This window comes from Cupriavidus alkaliphilus, assembly GCF_900094595.1.
Lineage (GTDB): Bacteria > Pseudomonadota > Gammaproteobacteria > Burkholderiales > Burkholderiaceae > Cupriavidus > Cupriavidus alkaliphilus.
On sequence record NZ_FMAD01000004.1, the window covers coordinates 1 to 23,655 of the forward strand.

The 23,655-nt window shown below is 71.1% G+C and carries 21 protein-coding genes and 2 pseudogenes; 14 read left to right on the forward strand and 9 right to left on the reverse strand.

Features of this window, described 5'->3' with window-relative positions:
* Both GA0116996_RS09400 and GA0116996_RS09405 read left to right on the forward strand, forming a co-directional pair.
* A pseudogene (locus tag GA0116996_RS09400) lies at positions 1-315 on the forward strand (bifunctional UDP-4-keto-pentose/UDP-xylose synthase); the annotation flags it as partial.
* A gap of 12 nt (positions 316-327) precedes the next feature.
* The gene (locus tag GA0116996_RS09405; RefSeq protein WP_092309837.1) at positions 328-1,227 is read left to right on the forward strand and encodes a polysaccharide deacetylase family protein; all 900 of its coding nucleotides are present in this window, start codon (positions 328-330) and stop codon (positions 1,225-1,227) included.
* A gap of 72 nt (positions 1,228-1,299) precedes the next feature.
* Here GA0116996_RS09405 and GA0116996_RS09410 read toward each other — a convergent pair whose 3' ends face one another.
* The 4 genes from GA0116996_RS09410 to GA0116996_RS09425 form a co-directional block, all read right to left on the reverse strand.
* Positions 1,300-3,453, reverse strand: a complete 2,154-nt coding sequence (locus GA0116996_RS09410; RefSeq protein ID WP_482156197.1) for a heavy metal translocating P-type ATPase — start codon at positions 3,451-3,453, stop codon at positions 1,300-1,302.
* Between the two features lie 304 nt (positions 3,454-3,757).
* A complete protein-coding gene (locus GA0116996_RS09415) occupies positions 3,758-4,168 on the reverse strand; it encodes a VOC family protein (protein ID WP_092311159.1) in 411 nt (136 codons plus the stop codon).
* Between the two features lie 118 nt (positions 4,169-4,286).
* The gene (locus GA0116996_RS09420; protein ID WP_092309843.1) at positions 4,287-5,738 is read right to left on the reverse strand and encodes a heavy metal sensor histidine kinase; all 1,452 of its coding nucleotides are present in this window, start codon (positions 5,736-5,738) and stop codon (positions 4,287-4,289) included.
* Entirely contained in the window at positions 5,735-6,424 is a 690-nt protein-coding gene (locus tag GA0116996_RS09425; RefSeq protein ID WP_018008628.1) for a heavy metal response regulator transcription factor, read from the reverse strand. The genes GA0116996_RS09420 and GA0116996_RS09425 overlap by 4 nt, the downstream gene beginning before the upstream one ends.
* Positions 6,425-6,641: 217 nt before the next feature.
* On the opposite strand from GA0116996_RS09425, the gene GA0116996_RS09430 reads away from it, so the two are divergent.
* Entirely contained in the window at positions 6,642-7,076 is a 435-nt protein-coding gene (locus GA0116996_RS09430; RefSeq protein WP_092309846.1) for a hypothetical protein, read from the forward strand.
* A 42-nt stretch (positions 7,077-7,118) separates the two neighbouring features.
* Here GA0116996_RS09430 and GA0116996_RS09435 read toward each other — a convergent pair whose 3' ends face one another.
* Positions 7,119-7,370, reverse strand: a complete 252-nt coding sequence (locus GA0116996_RS09435; protein ID WP_373861842.1) for an H-NS family nucleoid-associated regulatory protein — start codon at positions 7,368-7,370, stop codon at positions 7,119-7,121.
* 305 nt (positions 7,371-7,675) lie between these two features.
* On the opposite strand from GA0116996_RS09435, the gene GA0116996_RS09440 reads away from it, so the two are divergent.
* Positions 7,676-7,951: a hydroxyquinol 1,2-dioxygenase gene (locus GA0116996_RS09440; protein WP_092309852.1), complete on the forward strand. Its 276-nt coding sequence runs from the start codon at positions 7,676-7,678 to the stop codon at positions 7,949-7,951.
* Positions 7,952-8,014: 63 nt separating this feature from the next.
* On the opposite strand, the gene GA0116996_RS09445 is transcribed toward GA0116996_RS09440, so the two are convergent.
* Both GA0116996_RS09445 and GA0116996_RS09450 read right to left on the reverse strand, forming a co-directional pair.
* Positions 8,015-8,902 carry a beta-keto acid cleavage family enzyme gene (locus tag GA0116996_RS09445; protein WP_092309855.1) on the reverse strand — a complete coding sequence of 296 codons (888 nt, stop codon included), beginning with the start codon at positions 8,900-8,902 and terminating at the stop codon, positions 8,015-8,017.
* Positions 8,899-9,912, reverse strand: coding sequence for a 3-hydroxyacyl-CoA dehydrogenase family protein (locus tag GA0116996_RS09450; RefSeq protein WP_279615825.1), 1,014 nt, complete (start codon positions 9,910-9,912; stop codon positions 8,899-8,901). Before GA0116996_RS09450 ends, GA0116996_RS09445 begins: the two co-directional genes overlap by 4 nt.
* A gap of 135 nt (positions 9,913-10,047) precedes the next feature.
* On the opposite strand from GA0116996_RS09450, the gene GA0116996_RS09455 reads away from it, so the two are divergent.
* The 4 genes and pseudogenes from GA0116996_RS09455 to GA0116996_RS09470 all read left to right on the forward strand — a co-directional run bounded on the left by GA0116996_RS09455 (position 10,048) and on the right by GA0116996_RS09470 (position 14,797).
* Positions 10,048-10,992, forward strand: coding sequence for a LysR family transcriptional regulator (locus GA0116996_RS09455; protein ID WP_092309858.1), 945 nt, complete (start codon positions 10,048-10,050; stop codon positions 10,990-10,992).
* Positions 10,989-13,301, forward strand: a complete 2,313-nt coding sequence (locus GA0116996_RS09460) for a cation:proton antiporter (protein WP_092309861.1) — start codon at positions 10,989-10,991, stop codon at positions 13,299-13,301. Before GA0116996_RS09455 ends, GA0116996_RS09460 begins: the two co-directional genes overlap by 4 nt.
* Positions 13,302-13,562: 261 nt before the next feature.
* Positions 13,563-14,450, forward strand: a pseudogene (locus tag GA0116996_RS09465) (NAD(P)-dependent oxidoreductase); the annotation flags it as partial.
* A gap of 170 nt (positions 14,451-14,620) precedes the next feature.
* Positions 14,621-14,797 carry a glycine zipper 2TM domain-containing protein gene (locus GA0116996_RS09470; RefSeq protein WP_092309867.1) on the forward strand — a complete coding sequence of 59 codons (177 nt, stop codon included), beginning with the start codon at positions 14,621-14,623 and terminating at the stop codon, positions 14,795-14,797.
* Positions 14,798-14,860: 63 nt separating this feature from the next.
* Here GA0116996_RS09470 and GA0116996_RS09475 read toward each other — a convergent pair whose 3' ends face one another.
* Positions 14,861-15,679 (reverse strand): glycosyltransferase family 2 protein, encoded by an 819-nt coding sequence (locus GA0116996_RS09475; RefSeq protein ID WP_092309870.1) that lies wholly within the window; start codon positions 15,677-15,679, stop codon positions 14,861-14,863.
* Between the two features lie 40 nt (positions 15,680-15,719).
* Positions 15,720-15,980 carry a phosphopantetheine-binding protein gene (locus GA0116996_RS09480; RefSeq protein ID WP_062802929.1) on the reverse strand — a complete coding sequence of 87 codons (261 nt, stop codon included), beginning with the start codon at positions 15,978-15,980 and terminating at the stop codon, positions 15,720-15,722.
* A gap of 265 nt (positions 15,981-16,245) precedes the next feature.
* On the opposite strand from GA0116996_RS09480, the gene GA0116996_RS09485 reads away from it, so the two are divergent.
* The 6 genes from GA0116996_RS09485 to GA0116996_RS09510 are packed head-to-tail and all read left to right on the forward strand — an operon-like array spanning position 16,246 to position 23,626.
* Positions 16,246-16,980 carry a COG4648 family protein gene (locus tag GA0116996_RS09485; protein WP_092309872.1) on the forward strand — a complete coding sequence of 245 codons (735 nt, stop codon included), beginning with the start codon at positions 16,246-16,248 and terminating at the stop codon, positions 16,978-16,980.
* A gap of 49 nt (positions 16,981-17,029) precedes the next feature.
* The gene (locus GA0116996_RS09490; RefSeq protein WP_092309875.1) at positions 17,030-18,751 is read left to right on the forward strand and encodes an AMP-binding protein; all 1,722 of its coding nucleotides are present in this window, start codon (positions 17,030-17,032) and stop codon (positions 18,749-18,751) included.
* Positions 18,745-19,719 carry an LpxL/LpxP family acyltransferase gene (locus tag GA0116996_RS09495; RefSeq protein WP_092309878.1) on the forward strand — a complete coding sequence of 325 codons (975 nt, stop codon included), beginning with the start codon at positions 18,745-18,747 and terminating at the stop codon, positions 19,717-19,719. Before GA0116996_RS09490 ends, GA0116996_RS09495 begins: the two co-directional genes overlap by 7 nt.
* Before the next feature lie 18 nt (positions 19,720-19,737).
* Positions 19,738-20,373, forward strand: a complete 636-nt coding sequence (locus GA0116996_RS09500) for a LolA-related protein (protein ID WP_092311165.1) — start codon at positions 19,738-19,740, stop codon at positions 20,371-20,373.
* On the forward strand, positions 20,370-22,781 hold the full coding sequence (locus GA0116996_RS09505) for an MMPL family transporter (RefSeq protein ID WP_092309881.1): 2,412 nt from the start codon (positions 20,370-20,372) through the stop codon (positions 22,779-22,781). Before GA0116996_RS09500 ends, GA0116996_RS09505 begins: the two co-directional genes overlap by 4 nt.
* Complete coding sequence (locus GA0116996_RS09510) at positions 22,778-23,626, forward strand: polysaccharide deacetylase family protein (RefSeq protein ID WP_092309883.1); 849 nt, start codon at positions 22,778-22,780, stop codon at positions 23,624-23,626. The genes GA0116996_RS09505 and GA0116996_RS09510 overlap by 4 nt, the downstream gene beginning before the upstream one ends.
* Positions 23,627-23,655: the final 29 nt, after the last annotated feature.

Genomic DNA, 23,655 nt, shown 5'->3' on the forward strand with positions numbered 1-23,655 from the left:
AAGATCTACAACATCGGCAACCCGGGCAATATCCACTCGGTGCGCGAGCTCGCCGAGATGATGCTGAAGATGGCCGCCGACTACCCGGAATACGCGCAGGAAGCGCGCCACACCCGGATCGTCGAAACCTCGTCGGGCGACTTCTACGGCAAGGGCTACCAGGACGTGCAGCACCGCGTGCCGAAGATCGACAACACCATCGAGGAACTGGGCTGGCGCCCCGAGATCGGCATGGAAGCGGCGCTGCGACGCATCTTCGAGGCGTACCGGGGCAAGGTGGTCGAGGCCCGCACGCTGGTCGATTCCGGCAACTGAGCGCGCACGCACATGGCACGGATCGCACTGAAGGTCGACGTCGACACGCTGCGCGGCACGCGCCAGGGCGTACCCCGGCTGCTGTCGCTGCTGGCGGCCGCGCAGGCGCAGGCCACCTTCCTGTTCAGCCTGGGCCCGGACCATACCGGCTGGGCGCTGCGGCGCGTGTTCCGCCCCGGTTTCCTGCGCAAGGTGTCGCGCACCTCGGTGGTGTCGAACTACGGCCTGCGCACGCTGATGTACGGCGTGCTGCTGCCCGGCCCGGACATCGGCCGCAAGGGCGCCGCCGAGATGCGCGCGGCGCGCGCCGCCGGGCACGAATGCGGCATCCACACCTGGGACCACGTCTACTGGCAGGACAACGTGCGCGAGCGCGATGCCGCCTGGACCCGCGACCAGATGCAGCGCGCCTTCGCACGCTTTCGCGAGATCTTCGGCGAGCCCCCGGCCACGCACGGCGCCGCCGGCTGGCAGATGAACGAGGCCGCGTTCCGGCAGATCGACATCTGGGACATGGCCTACGCCTCGGACGGCCGTGGCAGCGCGCCCTATATCCCCACCATCGGCGGCGTGCCCTGCCGCCACGTGCAGATGCCGACCACGCTGCCGACACTGGACGAGCTGATCGGCACCGACGGCCTGACCGAGGACAACGTCCACACGGCCCTGCTGAAGCTGACCAACGGCTCGCGCGACCATGTGTTCACGCTGCATGCCGAGCTGGAAGGCGGCAAGCTGGCGCCCGTGTTCGAACGGCTGCTGGCGGGCTGGCGTGCGCAGGGGCACGAGCTGGTGTCGATGGGCATGTGGTATCGCGGGCTGGATTGCGCGGCGCTGCCGCGCCTGCCGGTGACGTGGGGGGAGATTCCGGGGCGGAGCGGGGAGTTGATTGTGCAGCCAGCAGCAGGCTGACAAGCCGTTCCACCGGCCGACTGTGTGCTCCCTCTCCCGCATGCGGGAGAAGGGAGCAAACCATCGTAGTGGTCAGCCTTGGCGCCGCGCCCCCACCCGCAGCCCATTGAACACCACCAGCAAGCTCGCCCCCATATCGGCGAACACCGCCATCCACATCGTCCCCATCCCCAGCACCGTCAACACCAGGAACACGGCCTTGATGCCCAGCGCCAGCGCGATGTTCTGCCTGAGGATGCTGGCGGTGCGGCGCGACAGCCGGACGAAGGCCGGGATCTTGCGCAGGTCGTCGTCCATCAGCGCCACGTCGGCGGTTTCGATCGCGGTATCGGTGCCGGCGGCGCCCATGGCGAAGCCCACGTCGGCACGCGCCAGCGCCGGGGCGTCGTTGATGCCGTCGCCGACCATGCCGATGCGGCCGCCGCGGGCATGCGCGGCGTCGGCCAGCGCGGCGATGGCATCGGCCTTGTCCTGCGGCAGCTGATTGCCGCGCGCTTCGTCGATACCGACCTGCGCCGCGATCGCCTGTGCCGTGTGCGGGTTATCGCCGGACAGCATCAGCGTCTTGACGCCCAGCGCGTGCAGCTCGGCAATCGCCTGGCGGCTGGTGTCGCGCACGGTGTCGGCCACCGCGAACAGCGCCAGCGCCGTGGCCGCACCGCGGCCGTCTACGCGCGCCAGCAGCACCACGGTCTTGCCCTCGCGCTCCAGCGCTTCCAGCCGCGCTTCCAGCGCCGGCGAGCACGCGCCCATCTCATGCACCAGCCGGTGGTTGCCGAGCCGGTATTCCACGCCCTGCACCGTGCCGCGCGTGCCGCGCCCGGCCAGCGCCTCGAACGCCTCCACCGGCAGCGTGGCGATGCCGTCGGCCTGCGCCGCCGTGGCCACCGCGCGCGAGACCGGATGGTCGGAGCGCGCCGCCAGGCTGGCGGCAATGGCGCGCGCATGCGGGACCTCGTCGGCCAGCAGCGCATGGTCGGTCTGCGCGGGCTTGCCGTGCGTGATGGTGCCGGTCTTGTCCAGCGCCACCCAGGCCAGCTCGCGGCCCTGCTCCAGGTAGACCCCGCCCTTGACCAGGATGCCGCGCCGCGCGGCCGCGGCCAGCCCGCTGACGATCGTGACCGGGGTGGAGATCACCAGCGCGCACGGGCAGGCGATCACCAGCAGCACCAGCGCCTTGTAGATCCAGTCCACCCAGCCGCCGCCGGCCAGCAGCGGCGGCACGACCGCCACCGCCAGCGCGATCGCGAACACCGTGGGCGTGTAGATGCGCGCGAACTGGTCGACAAAGCGCTGCGTGGGTGCGCGGCTGCCCTGCGCGGCCTCAACGGCGTGGATGATGCGCGCCAGCGTCGAGTCGCTGGCGGGCGCGGTCACGGTGTACTCGAGTTCGCCGGACTGGTTGATCGAGCCCGCGTAGAGGGCATCGCCCTCGGCCTTGTCGACCGGCACGCTTTCGCCGGTGATGGGCGCCTGGTCCAGCGCCGACTGGCCACGCACGACCTTGCCGTCGAGCGCCACGCGCTCGCCCGGGCGCAGGCGCACCAGCGTGCCGACGGCCACGCCGGCAGCCGGCACGGTGTCCCAGCCGCCATCGGCGCGGCGCACCGTGGCCAGCTCCGGCGCCATCGCCATCAGGCCGCGGATGGCATTGCGGGCGCGGTCCAGCGACGCCGCCTCGATGCGCTCGGCCAGCGCGAACAGCACCATGACCATCGCCGCTTCGGGCCACTGGCGCAGCAGCAGCGCGCCGGTCACGGCGATGCTCATGAGCGCGTTGATGTTCAGGTTGCCGTTGCGCAGCGCGATCCAGCCCTTGCGGTAGGTGGTAAGCCCGCCCAGCGCCACCGCGGCCAGCGCCAGCACCGCCGGCAGCCACGGCAGCCCCAGGCCCAGCCATTCCGCCGCCTCGGCCCCCAGCGCTGCGGCACCGGCCAGCGCCAGCGGCCACCAGGGCTTGCGCGCGGCGGTTTCGGGCAGCACTTGCTGCGCGGCTTCGGCGCTGAGCGGCACCGGCCGCATGCCCAGGCTTTCGATCGCGCGGGCCACCGGCTCCGCCGACGGCAGCGTGTGGTGCACCGTCAGCACGCGCTGGATCAGGTTGAATTCCAGCGCGGCGATGCCGGCCATGCCGCCCAGCTTGTTGCGGATCAGCGTTTCCTCGGTGGGGCAGTCCATGGCGTCGATGCGCCAGGCAACGGTGGTGGCGCCGGACGGGACCTCCACCGGTGCCGGCGGCGTCAGCGCGACGGTGGAAGCGCACCCGCCGCCGCAACATGCGGCAGGCGCCGGCGCTGGTTCAGGAGCGTGGGCGTGGGCGTGACCGTGGTGATCGTGATCATGCGCATGGCAGGCGCCATGCGACCCATCGTGCTGGACGGCGTGATCGTGTGGAAGTGTGTCTTCAGGTGACGTGCGAGCCATGTCTTGTTGTTCGCGCTGGTTTGACCTGATGACATTGAAGACCCTGTAGTGGCTACAGAGTCAAGCGGCATGGCCGTGGTGATGCCGGCCATGCCGCGGCGGGCCGCTAGTGCTCGCAGTTGACCATCCACGACATGCCGAAGCGGTCCACCAGCATGCCGAAGCCTTCGGCCCAGAAGGTCTTCTGGTACGGCACCACCACCTGGCCGCCTTCGCTCAGGCCTTCGAAGATGCGCTGGCCTTCGTCGCGGCTGACCCCGCCCACCGACAGGCTGAAGCCGCTGAACGCCGGGCGTTCGCCGGGACGGCCGTCGGAGGCCATCACCTGGTTCTCGCCAATCTGCAGATTGGCGTGCATCACCTTGTCCTTCCAGTCATCGGGCACCGCCATGCCCGGTTCCTGCGGCGCTTCCTTGTAGCGCATCGCAAACGTGACCTGCGCACCCAGCACCTTGCCGTAAAAGGCCACCGCCTCGTCGAAGCGGCCGCCGAAATCCAGATACGGTTGCACCTGCATGTTGCTCTCCTGGTTGTCCATCGGGTTGCGTGACATGGAACTGCCGGGCGCTCCGGAAATGGATGCGGCCGGCACGCGCGCCATTATGCGCGCGCACCGGGCCAGTGCAAGCGCGAGTTCAGGATATGGCGGCGGGGGCGATAGGCACCGGCATCGGCTCGGCCGGGAACTGCAGCGTGAACACGGTCAGGCCGTCGACGCTGCGCACCGTCACGCTGCCGCCGTGCAGCCGCATGATGGTGTCGACGATGGCCAGCCCCAGCCCCGTCGATGCGGCCGAGTTGCGCCGCGACGGATCGGCGCGGTAGAAGCGGCCGAAGATATGCGGCAGCGTCTCCGGCGGGATCGCCGGGCCCGGGTTGCTGACCCGGATGCTGGTGCCGGTGCCGGTGCCCGCGGCCGTGGGCGCGCGCGCGACGTCGACCCGCACCGTGCTGCCCGCCGGCGCATGGCGCAGCGCGTTGTCGAGCAGGTTGGTCACCGCGCGCCGCAACAGCGTCTGGTCGGCCTCCACCGGGGCCGAGCCGGATACCGTCAGCACCACCTCGCGGTCCGCCGCCACGGCTTCGAAGTATTCGGCCATCTTGTCGAGCTCTTCGCGCGCGTCCAGCGTGCGCACGTCCAGCGCCACCTGCGCATGGTCGGCACGCGCCAGGAACAGCATGTTCTCGATCATGCGGGCCAGGCGCTCGTATTCTTCCAGGTTGGACTCGAGCAGCGCCTCGTACTCGGCGGTCTTGCGGCTCTGCGCCAGCGTGACCTGGGTCTGGCCGATCAGGTTGCTGATGGGTGTGCGGAAGTCATGGGCGAGGTCGGCCGAGAACTCGGACAGCCGTGAAAAGCTGTCCTGCAGCCGCGCCAGCATGTCGTTGAGCGCGGCCGCCAGTTCGCGCAGCTCCGCCGGCGCGCTGCCCACGTCGAGCCGCGTGGCCAGGCGGCTGGTGGTGACCGCGGCGGCGTCGGCGGCCATGCGCCGCAGCGGCCGCAGCGCGCGCCGCGCCAGCGCAAAGCCCAGCCCGGCGGCGACCGCGGCGCCGCACAGCGTGGCCCACAGCAGCTGGTGGCGATACTCGCGGATCAGCGCCACGCGATAGCCGGCATCGCGCAGCACCACGATTTCGACGGCCTTGTCCGAGTCGCCCAGCTGGCCGAGCGCGGCAATGCCGCGCGAGGGCACGCCGTTCTTTGGCCGCCAGGTCTGCAGCATGCCCTTCTCGGGTTGCGTGGTGGCGGGCAGCACGCGCAGCGGCGGCACGATCTCGTTGCGCGGGTTCAGCGTCACCAGCGGCTCGCCCTGGCGCGTGCGCACCACCAGGATCAGGCCCTCGTGGCCCATCGCGATATCGGCAAAGCGGTGGGTATCGGCACGGATCTCGGCCTCGCTGCGCACCTCGCGCAGCAGGTGGCGCACCAGCAGCACCTCGCCCACCAGCTCGCTCTCGTCGCGTCCTTCAAGCTGGGCCGACAGCGCGCTCGACAGGTACGCCGCCACGCTGGCGAGGATCGCCGCGGTGGCCAGCCCGTAGGCCAGCGCCAGCCGCGTGGTAAGCGAAGACGGCAGCCGCATCATGCGTCCTGCACCCGCTCATCGCCGTCGTCCAGCACATAGCCCATGCCGCGGCGCGTATGGATCAGCTTGCGCGGGAACGGGTCGTCGACCTTGGCGCGCAGGCGCCGGATCGACACGTCGACCACATTGGTGTTGCTGTCGAAATTGACATCCCACACCTGCGAGGCGATCAGCGAACGCGACAGCACCTCGCCGCGCCGGCGCGCCAGCAGGTACAGCAACGCGAACTCCTTCGAGGTCAGGTCGATCTTCTGGCCGGCGCGCACCACGCGGCGGCGGATGGCGTCGATCTGCAGGTCGGCCACTTCGATGAATTCGCTCTCGCGCAGCGGGCCGCGGCGCAGGATGGTGCGGATGCGCAGCACCAGTTCCGCAAAGGCAAAGGGCTTGACCATGTAGTCGTCAGCGCCGAGCTCGAGGCCCTTGAGGCGGTCCGACAGCTCGTCGCGCGCGGTCAGGAACAGCACCGGCGTGTCGCGCTCGCGGCGCAGTTCGCGCAGCACCTCCCAGCCGTCCAGGCCGGGCAGCATCACGTCCAGCACGATCAGGTCATAGGGATGCTCGCGCGCGTGGGCCAGGCCATCCGCGCCGTCGCGGGCCAGGTCCACCACGAAGCCGGATTCGGTCAGCCCCTTGTGCAGGTAGTCGCCTGCCTTGGGTTCGTCCTCGACAATCAGGATACGCATGATTCAGTCACTTTCGGGCGGCCCAGTGCCGCCATGGCGTAACGCTAGCCGAGGATGGCGGCAAATGGGTAAAGATTGCACAAATGTCATCGCCATGCCAACGCATTGCCACGGCATGGCCGCGCAAATCCCCGGCAATCCCCGGTAGAATGCGCGCTCACCTCCCGCGCGCGACTGGCCCGCGCGCATCGTCTCCCATTCTGCCGGTTTCCCTGCGATGAAACGCCTGCCTGATTCCTTGTTGCTGTCTCTTGCCCTGCTTGCGCTGCCCGCAGCGGGCGGCGCGGCGGCGGACAGCCGGATGTCCGGCGCGGTGCAGGCGGCTGGCCTGTCGCTGCCGGACCGGCACGTCGCGGCCAAGCTGGCAGCGGAAGCGTCGCTGGATGGCGCTGCCGACGCAGGCTGCGGCGGCAGCGCGGTGCGCGTGATGGCCGAACCCGCCGGCGCCGGCGCGCCGTTGCAGCTGGGCGAGCCGGATGTCCCGCAGGACACTGCCGCGGACAGCGCCCCGCAGTCTGCCGACGTGCTGCGCGAGCTGCCGCCCGAGGTCTTCGTGCACCGCTCTCATGTGGCGCCCATGGCCACGCCGGCGGCATTCACCGGCATCCTGCCGATGCTGCCGGTGCTGCGGCTGCTGCCCCCGCACTGCTGAGCGCGACGCTTCGCAGGGATTTAAAGGGGATTTAACCGCGCCTTAATCGACGCGGAAGAATTCGATCGACTGCCCGGCGTTGACCGCCCGCTGCAACCAGTCCGGATATTCGCCCTGCCCGTCCCAGCTCTGGCCCAAGGCATTGCGGTACAGCGGGCGCGCGCCCGCGGGTTTCGGCGCCGCGGCGGTGGCCGCCGGCGGCGCGGTTTCTTCGGCGCCCGCCGATGCCGTCGCGACGTTGTCGAAGCACCCGGCCTCGACGAGGTCGTCGAGGGTCAGGGCATGACGGTCCATTTGCTCGCGGATCCACGCCACCGCAGCGAGTTTGGCTGAATCAGACTCGGACATGACTCTTGTGAGAGGCCCGCTGCATTTCCGCGGGCAATGAAAAACCGGCGATGGAACCACAGGCCGGTCGGACAGCCATGATTCTACAGCCTTTGCCCGGCGACAGCTTCTCCGGCGTGCTTGCGGTGCCGACTAATGCCCGCGGGATGACGGCATTGTCATGTGGCGGTCATGCTCGTGTGGGTGGCCGACACCTAGACTAGCCACACCGCCGCCCAATCCGGGCCGGCAACCTTACGGAGAAGCGATCCATGCATGCACTCAGGCAAGTCTTTGTCGCCACCGCCCTTATTGCCGGCGTTGCCGGCGCCGCGCAAGCCGCGCCCCGCAGCGTCGATCCGTTCAGCGATGGCGCGCACGGCATCACCAGCACGCGCAGCCCGTTCAGCGACGGTGCCAACGCCGCCACCGGCACCCGCAGCAGCTTTGCCGACGGCGCGCACACCGCCACCGGTGCGCGCAACCCGTTCGCCGACGGTGCCCACAACCCCAACGGCCCGCGCGACAGCTTCAGCGACGGCGCCTGATGGCCGCCGATGGCCACTGAGGGCTCCTGACGGTCCCTTGAAGCGCCGCGCGGCGCGCCCGCTTCAGCGCACCTCGCCGTAGATGCGGCGCGCATCGGCCGCGTCCGCAATCGGCCGGCCCAGCGTCAGCCCGCCCTGCACCGCCTGCGCCACCAGCGCGTGGTTGCCGGGCGCACGGCTGCCGTCGCGCAACAGCAGGTTGTTCTCGAAGCCCACCCGCACATGGCCGCCGAACGCGGCGGCCGCGGTCACGCAGGCATTCTCCTCGCGACCGAACGCGCAGATCGCCCACGGCAGCGCATCGCCGCCCTCGGCCGCGGCCTGCAGGAACGGCAGCAGGTCGTGCGGCGACGACACCTGTCCCGCCGCATAGCGTCCCAGCACATACAGCACCGACCACGCGCCCGGCGGCACCATGCCGCGCGCGCGCAGTTGCTGCCAGCGGCGCACGTCGGCCGCGTCATACAGGATCACCTGCGTCATCACGCGCTCGCGCGCCAGCCACGCGAAGAACGCCGCCAGCTCGCTGTCCGCAATCTCCGGCACCGCCACTTCGCGCAGGCCGACCGAAACCGCCTCGGGGCGCAGCGCGCGCACCATCGCCATCTGCTCGGCGGCCTGGTACACGCCGGCGGCCTCGCTGGTCACCTGCACCAGCAGCGCGTCGCCGACCGCCTGCCTGACCGCCGCCAGCGCGTCGCGGTAGGTCTGCACATCGAGCGAATGGCGGCCCTCGGCATCGCGCACGTGCATATGCATCATGGCGGCGCCGGCATCCAGGCAGGCACGCGCTTCCGCCGCCAGCGCCGCCGCGGTCAGCGGCACCGCGGGATGGTCGCTGGCGCGCTTGTAGGCGCCGTTGGGCGCCACGGTGACGATCAGCGGCGATTCGGCCAGGGCGGCGCGCTGCGGGGCAGGCTGGGTGGCGGCCTGGGATGGGGTATCGGTCATGGCTGGATCTCGGGCAGTTCGGGCGCGATCAGCGCCAGGCCGGCGCGCAGCAGGTGGTCATAGCGCGCGCGCTCGGCGGCGATGGTTTCGGGCGTCCATGCGTAAAAGCCTTCGCCGCGCTTCATGCCGTGGCGGCCGTCGGCGGCGCGCTCGGACAGGCAGCGCGCGGGATGGTCGTCGTTGCAGAAGGTGGGGTACATGGTGGCGCCGGCGGCGGCATGCACGTCGATGCCGGCGTGGTCGCGCTGCAGCACCGGTCCCGCCGCCAGGAAGCGAAAACCGAAGCCGAAGCGCACCGCCGCATCGACGTCCTCGGGCGAGGCAATGCCGCGGTCGATCAAATTGAAGGCCTCGCGCGACAGCGCATGCTGCAGCCGGTTGGCGAGGAAGCCGGGCAGGTCCTTGCGCACCTTCACCGGCACCATGCCGCAGCGGCGCATGAACGCGGCCAGCGCGTCGGCATGGCCCTCGGCGCTGGCCTCTCCCATCACCACCTCGACCAGCGGCACCAGGTGCGCCGGCATGAAGAAGTGCAGGCCGAGCATGCGTTCACGCGTGTCCAGGCCGGCGCCGATCGCGCTGATCGGGAAGCTGGAGCTGTTGCTGGCCAGCAGCGTGTGCGGGCGCGCCCGCGCCACCAGCTCGGCAAACAGCGCCTGCTTCAGCGCCAGGTCCTCGGGAATGCATTCGATCACCAGGTCGACCGATGTCCAGTCCACGGCGTCGAGCGTCGCCACCACCGCGAGGCGTTGCGCGCCCGCGTCGCGGCCGATCATGGCGAGGTTGGCGCGCACGCGCGCGGGCAGCGCGCCGGCACGCCCGGGATCGGGTTCGACAATGGTGGTGCGGCACAGCGCGCGCGTCAGCACCACGGCGACATCGGCGCCCATGGTGCCGCCGCCCACCACCACGGCATGGGCGGCGCCTGGCCGGCCCGGCACCGATGGCGTGGGCGCGGGGCTGGCGTCGGGGCTGGAGTCGGGGCTGGAGTCGGGGCTTGGATTGGGCATGGTTTCTCCTGGCATCCCGCCAGTGTAGAGAACCCGCTTTGATTGAAGAAGTCGATTCTCTGGATAAAATGATCACCAAATCAGATCAATCGCCTTAACGTTCCGGCCGCCGGATGCTGCCGGAGCGCCGCTCCCATGAACATCAACCTGTCGATGCGCGACATCGAAACCACGCTGGTGCTGGGCCGCACGCTGAACTTCCGCCAGGCCGCCAGCCAGCTGCACTTGTCGCAATCCGCCCTGTCCACGCAGATCCTGCGCATCGAGGAATCGCTGGGCGTGCGCCTGTTCGACCGCACCACCCGCACCGTGCGCCTGACCGCCGCGGGCCAGGTCTTCATGCAGCAGGCCGCGCTGCTGCAGGCGGCGTTCCGCGGCGCCATCGACGCCGTGACCGGCATCGCCAGCGCCGAGCGCGGCCAGGTGGCGGTGGCCGCGCTGCCGTCGCTGGCGGCGCGGGTGCTGCCGCGCGTGCTGATGGCCTACCACCAGGCGCGCCCCGAGGTCGCGCTGAAGGTGTTCGACACCTTGTCCGGGCCGGCTTTCGACCTGGTGCGCGCCGGCGATGTGGATTTCGCGCTGACCGCCGCCAACCCGCAGCAGGCGGACCTGCAATACGAGCCGCTGCTGTCGGACCGCTTCGTGCTGCTGATCCCGTCGGCGCACCCGCTGGCGCGCAGCCCGGGCCCGCTGCGCTGGGCGGACACCGCCGCCGCGCCGCATGTGTCGATGACCCACCCCAGCAGCGTGCGGCAGTACGCCGAATGGGCCTTCCTGCAGAACCGCATCCGCTTCCAGCCGGTATTCGAGGCCGAACGCCTGGCCACCATCGCCGCCATGGTCGAATGCGGCTTCGGCGTGGCCGCGCTGCCCGAGATCGCCGCGGGCACGGTGCGCCAGCCCGGCATTGTCGAGCGCTTGCTGACCGCGCCGGTGACCGAGCGCTCGATCGGCCTGGTCACCGCGCGCAACCGCAGCCTGTCGCCGGCGGCGGCGGAGCTGGCGGCGGCCGTGCGCGCGCGGCTGGCAAGCCCGCCGCCGCCGAATGCGGCGTCGGCGGCCCCGGAGGCCGGCGCATGAGCATCATCGTCGATATCCTGATCCTGGCCGGCGTGCTGCTGGCCATCGTCGCCGTGGTGCAGGTGGCCGCGGCGCGGCTGGTGCTGCCGGAATCCACGCTGCTGTCGGCCATCGGCATCGCCATCGGCGCTGGCTATGTGGCGATCGACGCCGCCCACCCCGACTTCGCCCGCCACTTCCTGCATCCGCTGATCGACCCGGCCTTGCCGCCCGAGGCCTACCTGTGGATCTTCCTGCCGCCGCTGCTGTTCCACGCCGCGCTGACCGCCGACGTGCGCGGCATGCTGCCCGACGCGGCGCCGATCCTGCTGCTGGCGGTGGTGGCCGTGGTGGTGGCCACCGGTGTCATCGGCGTGGCCACCGCGGCGGCCAGCGGCATGCCGCTCGCGGTGTGCCTGCTGCTGGGCGCGGTGGTGGCCACCACCGACCCGGCCGCGGTGATCGCGATCTTCCGCGACGTGGGCGCGCCGGCGCGGCTGATCCGGCTGGTAGAGGGCGAAAGCCTGCTCAACGACGCCGCCGCCATCGCCATCGTCGGCGTGCTGGTGGCGATGCTGACCGGGCATGGCGCGCAGGCGACGCTGGCGGCGGGCCTGCGCGAACTGGCGTGGGCCTTTGTCGGCGGGGTGCTGTGCGGCGCGCTGGCCGGGCGGCTGGTGTCCGACCTGCTGCCGCGGCTGGCGGGCCTGGCCATGGCGGAAAGCGCGCTGACCCTGGCGCTGCCCTACCCGCTCTACCTGCTGGCCGAGCAACTGCTGGGCGTGTCGGGCGTGGTCGCCGTGGTGTGCGCCGGCCTGATGGTCAGCGCGCTCGGTCCGACGCGGCTGGCGCCGCCCAACTGGCGCCACCTGCGCATGATGTGGGAGCAGTTCGCCGGGATCGCCGGCGCCGTGGTGTTCCTGCTGGCGGCGGTGCGCGTGCCGTCGATGCTGGCGGGCGTGACCGGGCATCACGGCTGGCTGTTGCTGGCGCTGGTGCTCGCGGCGCTGGCGGCCCGCCTGCTGACGCTGTTCGGGCTGCTGCCGCTGCTGTCGTGGCTGCGGCTGAGCGCGCCCATCGACGGCGCCTTCAAGCTCGCCATCGCCTGGGGCGGGCTGCGCGGCGCGGTCACCCTGGTGCTGGCGCTGGGCATCGCCGAGAACAGTGACCTGCCCTATGAAACGCGCCATTTCGTCGCCATCCTGGCGACCGGCTTCGTGCTGGTCAGCCTGCTGCTCAACGGCACCACGCTACGCGCGCTGATTCACCGGCTCGGCCTGGACCAGCTTTCGCCGCAGGAGCGCGCGTTGCAGCTGCAGGCAATCCGCCTCTCCACCGAGGAAGTCGAGGCAATGATGGCGCGCGTGGCCGACTCGTTCGACCTGCCCCCGGCGATCGCGCGCGAGGCGGCGCAGAAGTACCGGCATGGCATCGAGCTGGGCTCGGCGGAATTCGACTTCGACACCGCCCTGTCCGAGCGCGACCGCCTCAGTATCGGCCTGGTCACGCTGGCCACGCGCGAGCGCGAGCTGATTCCCGAGTACGGCGACGGCGTGATCTCGGTGGCCAACCTCGACGCGATGATGCGCAACACCGCGCAGATGATCGACGCGGCGCGCGAGCAAGGGCGCATCGGCTACAACCGCGCCGCGCGGCATATCCTGGACTATCACCTGGGTTTCAGGGTGGCGCTGTTCCTGCATCGCCGGCTCGGCATCGACCGCCCGCTGGCGCGCGCGCTGGCCGACCGCTTTGAACTGCTGATCTGCCGCCAGACCGTGCTCGACCGTCTGCGCCGCTACAACCGCTCGATGCTGACGCCGGTGTTCGGCGCGCGCATGGCGACCGTGCTCGACGGGGTGCTGGAAGACCGCTCGCGCGCCGCCGCCGAAGGCCTGGCCGACATGCGCGGCAAGTTCGGCGCCTATACCGTGGCGCTGGAGCGGCGCCTGCTGATGCTGTTCGCGCTGCGCAAGGGCCGGCTGTCGCTGGAAGCGATGCGCGAGGAGGCGGTGATTTCCAAGGAAGCCTTCAACCAGATCGCCCAGGTGATCCAGCAGGCGTGGAACGCCAGCCTGGTGCGCCCGCCGCTGCGCGGCGTGACGGAACCAGCGGCCGGGCCCGGCGAGGCGCCAGGCCCGCAGCCGCAAGGCGGCGCAACAGGCGGGGGTTCAGGAAGGGTCTTTGGTGCGGGTACGCGAGACGGCCGCCATGATGCCGATGCCGAGCACGATCAGGCAGGCAATGCCGATATAGACCGGCGCCAGCCCGGCCGTCGACAGGCCCCAGGCAATGCCGCCCACCAGGACCAGCAGGCCGATGAGATATAGCGCGAATGACATGAGTCGGCTCCTTCGGGGGTGCAACCTGTGTTCAATGTAGGCAGCGTGGGCGGCGCAAGGGATAGGACAAGGGCGGATGCTGGCGTAGGCGGGTTCTGACCCGCTTGTGACTTGTCAGGTCCTTTGCGGCCCTGCCTGTGATGCCACAGCGCCCTCGGTTCTGTATCTGTCCGCGGCGCCACCCGGCCCGTATACTCAGGGACCGGCGCGCCCGCGCCGCACCGATCCCGAACCTCAAACAAGCAACGGAGCAGCAGCATGCGTGTCGCATTCCTCGGACTGGGCGTCATGGGTTTCCATATGGCCGGCCACCTGGCCGCCAAGGGCCACGAGGTCACGGTCTATAACCGCACCGCGGCCAAGGCGCAGGCCTGGGTCGAGCGCTTCGGCGGCAAGGCCGCCGCCACCCCCGCGCAGGCGGTGGGCGATGCGCAGGTGGTCTGCTCCTGCGTCGGCAACGACGACGACCTGCGCGCGGTGCTGACCGGGCGCGACGGCGCCTTCTTCGGCGCGCCCAGCGGTTGCATCTTCGTCGACCACACCACCGCCAGCGCCAACGTCGCGCGCGAACTCTACGCCGCGGCCGGCGAGCGCGGCCTGCACTTTGTCGACGGCCCGGTCTCGGGTGGCGAAGTGGGCGCGGAAAAAGGCATCCTGACCATCATGTGCGGCGGCGACGCCGACGCCTTTGCGCGCGCCGAGCCGGTCATCGCCGCCTACGCGTGCGCCGTCACCCGCATCGGCGAATCCGGAGCCGGGCAGCTGGCCAAGATGGTCAACCAGATCAGCATCGCGGGCCTGATCCAGGGCCTGTCCGAGGCCATCGCCTTCGGCGAGCGCGCGGGCCTGGACATGCGCCTGGTGCTGGACGTCATCAGCAAGGGCGCGGCCGGTTCCTGGCAGCTGGAAAACCGCGGCCCCACCATGATCGACAACAAGTTCGACTTCGGCTTCGCGGTGGACTGGATGCGCAAGGACCTTGGCCTGTGCCTGGACGAAGCCCGCCGCAACGGCGCCGGCCTGCCGGTCACGGCGCTGGTGGACCAGTTCTACGCCGACCTGCAGCAGATGGGCTGTGGCCGCGCCGACACCTCGTCGCTGATCAAGCGGCTGCGCCAGCATAGCGGCAAGGGCTGAGGCGACGGGCGCGCCACCCGCGCCGTCGTCCGATTCCTACAGGGCAATCGGCGCTTCACGGAAGGGCCGCGCCGCGTCACACGCCTAAAGTGGACGCATGAGGGCACGGCCGCTGCGATGTCTTCCCCAGACGTCGTGCGGCGGGCCCGGCCACGAGGCAGGAGACCATCATGTGGAAACTCGCAGGCGCGCTTCTGGTAGGCGCAAGCATGGCGCTCGCCGGCTGTACGGCGGCGGGCGCGGTGGCCGGCGGTGTCGCCGGGCATGAACTGACCGACGGCAGTGCCGCCGGCACCATCGGCGGCGCCGTGGTGGGTGGTGTGATCGGCCACGAGCTCAGCGACTGACGGGCCGGTCGGTCCGACCGAAAACCAGGCCGCTGCGCGCGGCCTGGCTTGTTTTCGCCGTGGCTACGCCGGGTGGCTTGCGCGCCGGCGCAAGCGCCGCCACAGCAGCATCGGCAGCCGCACCACCAAGCCGGCCAGCAGCCGCAGGTGCATGCCGGTCAGCAGCAGGTTGTCGCGCAGGTAGCGGAAGTGGGAGACGCCGCCCTCGCGCCGGTCGAAGTAGCGCACCGGGGCGTCGAGGTTGATGGGACGCACGCCGCGCCAGCACAGCCGCACCGCCACCTCGGGATCGAAATCGAAGCGCCGCATCCAGCGGCTGTCCTGCATCACCGCACGCAGCGGCGCGATCGGGTAGACGCGAAAGCCGAACAGCGAATCGCCGATGCCGGCCCACAGCGTCTCCACATCCACCCAGAAATTGGACATGCGCCGCCAGTAGACCCGCTCGCGCGGGGCGCTGGCGTCGAAGCGCGGACGGCCCAGCACCAACGCGCCGGGGTCGCGCTGCGACACCGCCATGAATTCGGGGATCAGGTGGGCCGGATGCTGGCCGTCGGAATCCATCACCAGCACATGCGTGTAGCCTGCCGCCGCGGCCCGTTCGATGCCGTGCAGCACCGCGGCGCCCTTGCCCTGGTTGCTCGGCAGCACCAGCACCTGCAGCCCGGGGTCGGTAGCGGCCTGCGCCTGCAGCCATTGCGTGCTGCCGTCGGTGCTGCCGTCGACCACCACCCACACCGGAGTCCAGGCCGCGCGCGCGCCGCACAGCACCTCCTGCAGGCGCACGCCGGGGTTATAGCTGGGGATCAGCACCAGGTGGGTCGCCGAAGGCGGCGCGCCGCCTTCCACCAGCGCCGGCGCGGGCGTGGCTTGCTGCGGCATGTCGTGTTCCTGTCCTGGCTGAGGGGAAACGGTGGCCGGGCTAGCGCGTGCGGTGTTGCGCCAGGTAGGCGGCCAGGCTGCCCAGTGAAGTGAAGATGGTCTTGTTGTCGGGATTGTCCGAGCGCAGCTCGACGCCGTACTTGCGCGATACCAGCAGGGCGATCTCGAGGATGTCGATCGAATCCAGCCCGAAGCCTTCTCCATAGAGCGGGGTCGCGGCGGTGATGTCCTCCAGCCGCAGTTCGGCGATGTCGAGTTCGTCGAGGATCAGGCGGGCAAGTTCGGTTTCGAGTTCGGTCATGTTGCTAGATGGCTGGAACGCCGCTGCGCCGCCCGTGCCGGGCAAGTCGATCCCGGTGCGGGCGTCGGGCACCCGAATGCTATCAAACGGGGCAATCCCGGGCCACTCGAGAGAAGTTTAGTAACAACATCAACAACCTATTGGGGAATCATGATCGCGTCCGGAGGGTCTTTTGGGGTATAAAGCGTTCGCTTCGCATGCCGCTAGGCGCCTTTCGGGCCCACCGCGCGCCAAGCGCCTTACGCAACACATCCAGCTCCCACCGATGCCTTCGAGCCAGTCCGTCGACCGCCTTTCCCCGCCCGCCGCCGCGCCCCTGTCCGCGGCAGACGCCGCCGCCCCATGGTGGCGGCGCCATGCCTGGATCGGCGCGGTGGCGGCCTTCGTGGTCTACGAGTCGGCGCTGCATCGCGCGGCCCACCAGCCCGGCGCCGAGGTGGCCGCGCTGTGGCTCGGCGCGGCGCCGTTCCTGCTGATCGGCTTCGTCGCCTGCCGCCGGCTGGCCGGCGCGGTCCCGGCCCTGCTGGCGCTGCTCGCCGCGTGCGCGGCGCTGTGGCTGTGGCGCGCGCCGCTGTCCGGCCATTTCGGCTGGACCTACTACCTGCAGCATGCCGGCGCCAATGCCGCACTGGGCGCGATGTTCGCGCTCAGCCTGCGCCGCGGCCGCACCCCGCTGTGCACGCAGATCGCCACTGCCATCCACGGCCCGCTGTCCGCCGCGCATGCGCGCTACACGGTGCGCGTGACCCAGGCCTGGACGCTGTTCTTCGCGGCGATGGTGGGGGTGTCGACGCTGCTGTTCGTGCTTGCGCCGGTGGCGGCCTGGTCCAGCTTCGCCAACCTGGCCACGCCGCTGCTGATCGCGCTGATGTTCGCGGGCGAGGCCGTGTACCGCCGCATCGCGTTTCCGGGCATGCGCCACCGCGGCCTGCTCGACGCGGTGCACGGCTACCGCGCGCTGATGACGGTCCGCGCGGCCCGGCCCGGGCTGCCGCGCTGACGCGCCGCCATCCGGCCCCTGCCCCGCGCAACAGGCACAGGCTCCGTCCATGACCTCGCTCCCCATCGTTGCCCACGCCGCGCCCGATGACGTCATCGCCTGGGTGCACGGCCGGCCTGTCGCCGTGCGGCAGTTCCTGGCCGATGCGACCCGCCTGGCAACGGCCCTGCCCGCCGGCGGCCATGTCTTCAACGCCTGCACCGACCGCTACCGCTTTACCGTCGGCCTGTGCGCGGCGCTGCTGGCGCGCAAGCCCACGCTGCTGCCGCCGTCGCATACGCCCGAGACGGTGCGCCAGCTGCTGGCCTTCGCGCCCGACGCCTTCTGCCTGCATGACCAGGCCGATGCGGCCTTCGACATGCCGGCGCTGCACTACCACGATGGCCTGGCCGCCAGCGCCGCCGACGGCCCCGTCGAGATCCCGCGGATTCCGGCGGCGCAGGTCATGGCCTACGTGTTCACGTCCGGATCGACCGGCACACCGGTGCCGCACCGCAAGACCTGGGGCGCCATGGCCGGCAGCGCGCGCGCCGCGGCGCAACGGCTCGGCTTGCTCGACGGACGCGCGTGGACGCTGGCGGGCACGGTGCCGCCGCAGCATATGTTCGGGCTCGAAGCCACCGTGATGCTGGTGCTGCAGGGCCGCGCGGCGCTGGTGGCCGCGCCGGCGTTCTATCCGGCCGATGTCAGTGCGGCACTGGCCGCGGTGCCGGCGCCGCGCGCGCTGGTCAGCTCTCCCGTGCACCTGCGCACGCTGGTGCAATCCGGCCAGGCGATGCCGGCGGCCGACCTGGTACTGTGCGCCACCGCGCCGCTTGGCCGCCAGCTGGCCGCCGAGACCGAGGCGCTGTTCGCCGCGCCGCTGTGCGAGATCTACGGCAGCACCGAGACCGGCCAGCTGGCCACCCGCCGCACCGCACAGGAAGACACGTGGACACTGGTGCCCGGAGTGCGGCTGCAAGCCCGCCCCAACACCGCCGGCGACGATACCGAGACCTGGGCCGAGGGTGGCCATATCGAGCAGCCGGTGCCGCTGGGCGACGCGATCGCCCCGCTTGACGCGCAGCGCTTCCTGCTGCATGGGCGCAAGGCCGACCTGCTCAACATCGCCGGCAAGCGGACTTCGCTGGGCTACCTGAATCACCAGCTCACCGCCATTGACGGCGTGCGCGACGGCGCGTTCTTCATGCCCGACGACGCGCATGAGGGCGACACGGAAGGGCACGTGGTGCGCCTGGTCGCCGTGGTGGTGGCGCCGGGCGTGGCGCCGGCCCGGTTGCAGCAGGCGCTGCGCGAACGGATCGACCCTGCCTTCATGCCGCGCCCTCTGTATTTTGCCGACTGCCTGCCGCGCAATGCCGCCGGCAAGCTGCCGCGCGAGGCGCTTGCCGCGCTGGTGGCGACCCTGTCCGGCACCCAGCATCGCCATGCCGTGCCGCCGCCGGGCTTTGTCATCGACGCCGCCCACCCTGCCATGGCCGGCCATTTCCCGGGCCATCCGATCGTACCGGGCGTGGTGCTGCTGGACCATGCCGTGCTGGCGCTCGGCACCGCGCTGCGCCGCCCGCTAGCCGTCGCGCAGGCGAGCATGCTGAAGTTCCTGAGCCCGGTGCGCCCGGGCGAGCGCGTGGAGGTGCTGCACCAGTCCGAGGCGACAGCCGATGGCGCCGAGACCATCCGCTTCACGCTGCGCAGCGCCGGGCGCGATGTCGCCAGCGGCACGCTGCAGGTGCGCGCCAGCACGCCGCATGTGGGAGCCATGCCATGCTGAGCTGGCTGTGGCGGCGCCAGGCGCCGCTGGATACGGAATGGTCGCGCCGCGAAGAGCGCGGCAGCATCACGCTGCTGCGGGTCATGACGTGGATCTCGCTGGCGCTGGGCCGGCCCGCCGGGCGCGTGGTGCTGCGCGCGATTGCCGCCTACTTCATGCTGTTCGCGCCGGCCGCGCGCCATGCCTCGCGCGCGTACCTGGACCGCGTGCTCGGACGGCAGGCCAGCTGGAGCGACGGCTACCGCCATGTGTTCACGTTCGCCTCGACCATCCACGACCGCATCTACCTGCTCAACGGCCGCTTCGACCTGTTCGACATCCGCCTGCATGGCGAACACCTGCTCGAAGCGGCGATGGCGCGCGGCCGCGGCGCCATCCTGCTGGGCGCGCACCTGGGCAGCTTCGAGGTGGTGCGCGCGCTCGGTCGGCGCCATCCGGACATGGAGGTCGCGATCACCATGTACGAAGAGAACGCGCACAAGCTCAACGACGTGCTGCAGTCGATCAACCCGGCGATGCGCCAGGACGTGATTGCGCTGGGCCGCTTCGACACCATGCTGCGCGTGCGCGACTACCTGGACCGCGGCTATATGATCGGCATGCTGGCCGACCGCACGCTGTCGCAGCGCGCCACCGACCCGGTGCAGCAGTGCGAATTCCTCGGCGCGCCGACCGGCTTCCCCACCGGCCCGCTGCGCATGGCGGCCATGCTGCGGCGGCCGGTGTTCTTCATCACCGGCCTGTACCGCGGCGGCAACCGCTACGATGTTCACTTCGTGCCGCTGGCGGACTTCACCGAAACCGCGCGCGGCCAGCGCGAAACAGCGGTGCAGGCGGCGCTGGCGGACTACGTCGGGCTGCTGGAGCGGTTCAGCCGCAGCGCCCCATACAACTGGTTCAACTTCTATGACTTTTGGCACGCCGGCCCGCCGCTGTCCGAGCAGCCGCCGCCGGGGAACGAGCCCTAACCCGTGAGCCCGCCACTGATGTTCTGCTTCGCGCGCCCTTTCCGCTATTCGTTGTCGGCTCTGCTGGCAAGCGCTCTGCTCGCGCTTGCACCGCAGGCGGCCACGGCAGCACCCGCCGCCCCGGCCGCCACCGCAGCCACCGCCGCGTTCGGGGTCGACCAGCTGATGTCCACGCTGGCGCAGCGCAAGTCCGGGCGCGTGCTGTTTACCGAAACCAAGTACCTGGCGCTGCTCGACAAGCCGGTGCAGTCCTCGGGCGAACTGCGCTTCACCGCGCCCGACCACCTGGAAAAGCGCACGCTCTCGCCCAAGGCGGAAAACCTGGTGCTCGACGGCGACATGCTGACCATCGAGCGCGACGGCAAGCGCTACACCATGCCGCTGCAGAACTACCCCGAGATCGCCGCCTTTATCGAGAGCATCCGCGCCACGCTGGCCGGCAACCGCGATGCGCTGGAGCGCTACTACAAGCTCGGCGTGGAGGGCCGCGCCAGCCGCTGGACGCTGACACTGACGCCGGCGGACTCGCGCATGGCCGCGGCCGTCAGCCAGGTGCGCATCGACGGCAGGCAGGATGCGCTGGAGCAGATCGAGATCCGGCAGGCCGACGGTGACCGCTCGGTGATGAAGATCCGGCCGGCCGCGAGCCGATGAGGGCGGCACCGCGCCGCCTGGCGCTGGCGCTGTGGGTGCTGGCACTGCTGGCCTGCGCCGCGGTCATCAGCCGCACCAGCTTCACCGCCGACCTGTCCGCCTTTTTGCCGCGGCTGCCCAGCGCCGAACAGCAGTTGCTGGTGAACCAGCTGCGCGACGGGCTGGTATCGCGCCTGATCCTGGTGGGCATCGAAGGCGGCGATGCCGATGGCCGCGCCAGGGTTTCGCGCGCGATGGCGGCGCAACTGCGCGGCGACCGGCGCTTCGCCTCGGTGCAGAACGGCGAGCCGGTCAACCAGGCGGCGGACCGCGAATACGTGTTCGCGCACCGCTACCTGCTCAGCCCCGCGGTGACGCCGGAGCGGTTCAGCGAGCACGGGCTGGCCCAGGCGGTGAATGATTCGTTCGCGCTGCTGGCCTCTTCCGCCGGGCTCTTCACCAAGTCATTGCTGCCGCGCGATCCCACCGGCGAGGTCGCGGCGATGCTGGCGCAGCTCGATGCCGGCCAGCGCGTGCCGATGCATGCGGGCGCTTGGGCCTCGCGCGACGGCAAGCGCGCGCTGCTGCTGGCGCAGACCGCCGGCGCGGGCTCGGATACCGATGCGCAGGCAGCGGCGATGGCAGCCGTGCAGCAAGCGTTTGACAGCGCCGCCGCGGCCGGGCCCTACCAACTGGTGATGACAGGCCCGGGGGTGTTCTCGGTCAAGGCGCGCGACACCATCCGGCACGATGTCGAGCGGCTCTCCGCCATCGGGCTGGCCATCATCGTCACGCTGCTGCTGGCGGTGTACCGCTCGGTGCCGCTGCTGGTGCTTGGGCTGGTGCCCGTACTCAGCGGCGCGCTGGCGGGCATCGCCGCGGTCAGCCTGGGCTTCGGCGGTGCCGTGCATGGCCTGACGCTGGGCTTTGGCACCACGCTGATCGGCGAAGCGGTCGACTATTCCATCTACCTGTTCGTGCAGTCCGCGCAGTACACGCGCAATGGCCAGCGCGACGAGCGCGCCTGGCTGGGCGGCTTCTGGCCGACGGTGCGCCTGGGGGTGCTGACTTCGGTCTGCGGCTTTGCGTCGCTGCTGCTGTCGGGTTTCCCGGGGCTGGCGCAGCTGGGGCTGTATTCGATCGCGGGGCTTGCCACCGCCGCGCTGGTCACACGCTTCGTGCTGCCGCAGCTGGTGCCGGCCACGCTGCAGCTGCGCGACGTCGCACCACTGGGCCGCAGGCTGCAATGGCTGACGGAGCGCGCGCCCCGGCTGCGCTGGCTGGTGGTGCTGCTTGTAGTGGCCGCCTGCGTGGTGCTGGTCCAGCATCGCGGCAAGCTGTGGGGGCGGGAACTGCAGGCGCTGAGCCCGGTATCGGCCAGCGACCAGGCGCTCGACACCTCGCTGCGCGAGAACCTCGGGGCACCCGACGTGCGCTACCTGGTGGTGGTGTCGGGCCCGGACCAGGAGTCCGTGCTGCAGGGCGCGGAGCGCGTCGCGCACGAGCTGGAACCGCTGGTGGCGCAGAACTTCATCGGCGGCTACGAGAGCCCGGCGCGCTACCTGCCCAGCGCCGCCACCCAGCGCGAGCGCCAGGCCAGCCTGCCGCAGCCCGATGTGCTGGCGCAGCGGCTGCATGCCGCCATCGCCGGCCAGCCGGTGCGCGCCTCGGTGTTCGCCCCCTTCCTGGCGCAGGCCGAAGCCGCCCGCACCGGGCCCCTGCTGCAGCGCGAGAGCTTGCGCGGCACCTCGATGGCGCTGGCGGTCGACGCCCTGCTGGTGCAGCGCGAAGGCCGCTGGAGCGCCACCCTGCCGCTGCGCGCGCCGGTGCATGCGCCGAACCATGCCAGCGTGGCCGACGGTGTCGACAGCGCCGCGGTGCGCGCCGCGATCCGGCGGGCGGGCGTGCCCGATACCCTGTTCGTCGATCTCAAGGGCGAATCCGACCGGCTCTATGCCAGCTACCTGCGCGAGGCCCTGCTGCTGTCGCTGGCCGGACTGCTGGCGATCATCGCCCTGCTGGCAGTGGCGCTGCGCTCGCCGCGGCGGGTGCTGGCGACGGTACTGCCGCTGGCCGCCGCCGCGGTGGTGGTGTTGGGCGGACTGGCGGCGCTGGGCCAGCCGTTGACGCTGCTGCACCTGGTGGGCCTGTTGCTGCTGGCCGCGGTCGGCTCCAACTACGCACTATTCTTTAATGGCCCGGCGGCAGACGGCCAGGCGGCTGGCGCTTCCCCGCACACGCTGGTGTCGCTGCTGCTGGCCAACCTGACCACGGTCGCCGCGTTCGGCCTGCTGTCGCTGTCGAGCCTGCCGCTGCTGCAGGCATTCGGCCTGACGGTCGGCCCCGGCGCCGTGCTGGCGCTGTGGTTTTCGGCCATCCTCGCGCCCGCGCCGTCGGCGGCGGCGGGGAAGGCCGGGAGTGCAACATGAAGCCGCTATCCGCACCGGGCGTTGTCCTGCCCGAAGGTTCCCCCAGCCGTCGCTGGCGGCCCACCCCGCTGTTGTATGGCGCCGCCGCGGTCCATGTGGGCGCCGTCGGCGCGCTGCTTGCCTATCCACAGGGCGTGGGCTGGGCCGTGGCAGGCATCGGCGCGACCCATGCGGCGATGTGCGCGGCCGGCCTGTGGCCGCGCAGTACCTGGCTCGGGCCCAACCTGGTGCGCCTGCCGCCATCGGCCGAGGGCTGCGTGGCGCTGACCTTCGACGACGGCCCCAACCCGGACCTGACGCCGCGGGTGCTCGACTTGCTGGACCAGCACGGTGCCAGCGCGACGTTTTTCTGCATCGGCGAGCGCGCCGCGGCGCATCCCGAACTGGTGCGCGAGATCGTGCGCCGCGGCCATGCCGTGGAGAACCACAGCATGTACCACCGGCTGCACTTCTCGCTCTTCGGGCCCGCGCGCATGCAGCGCGATATCGCCGCCGCGCAGCAGGTGCTGACTGAGATCACCGGCCAGGCGCCGCGCTTCTTCCGCGCCCCGGCGGGTCTGCGCAATCCCTTCCTGGAGCCGGTGCTGTGCCGGCTCGGGCTGCACCTGGCGGCCTGGACCCGGCGCGGCTTCGATACCCTCGGCGGCAACAACGCCGCGCACGTGGCGCGGCGCCTGGCCGGCGGGCTGGCCGGGCGCGACATCCTGCTGCTGCACGACGGCAACCCCGGCCTGGACCCTGCCGGCCATCCCCATTGCACCACCGTGCTGCCGGGCCTGCTGGCCGCGATCGATCGCGCCGGACTGCGCTGCGTGACGCTGCGCGCCGTGGTGCCGCCGGGCTGAGCCGCCGCGGCTTGTTACAATTGCCGCTG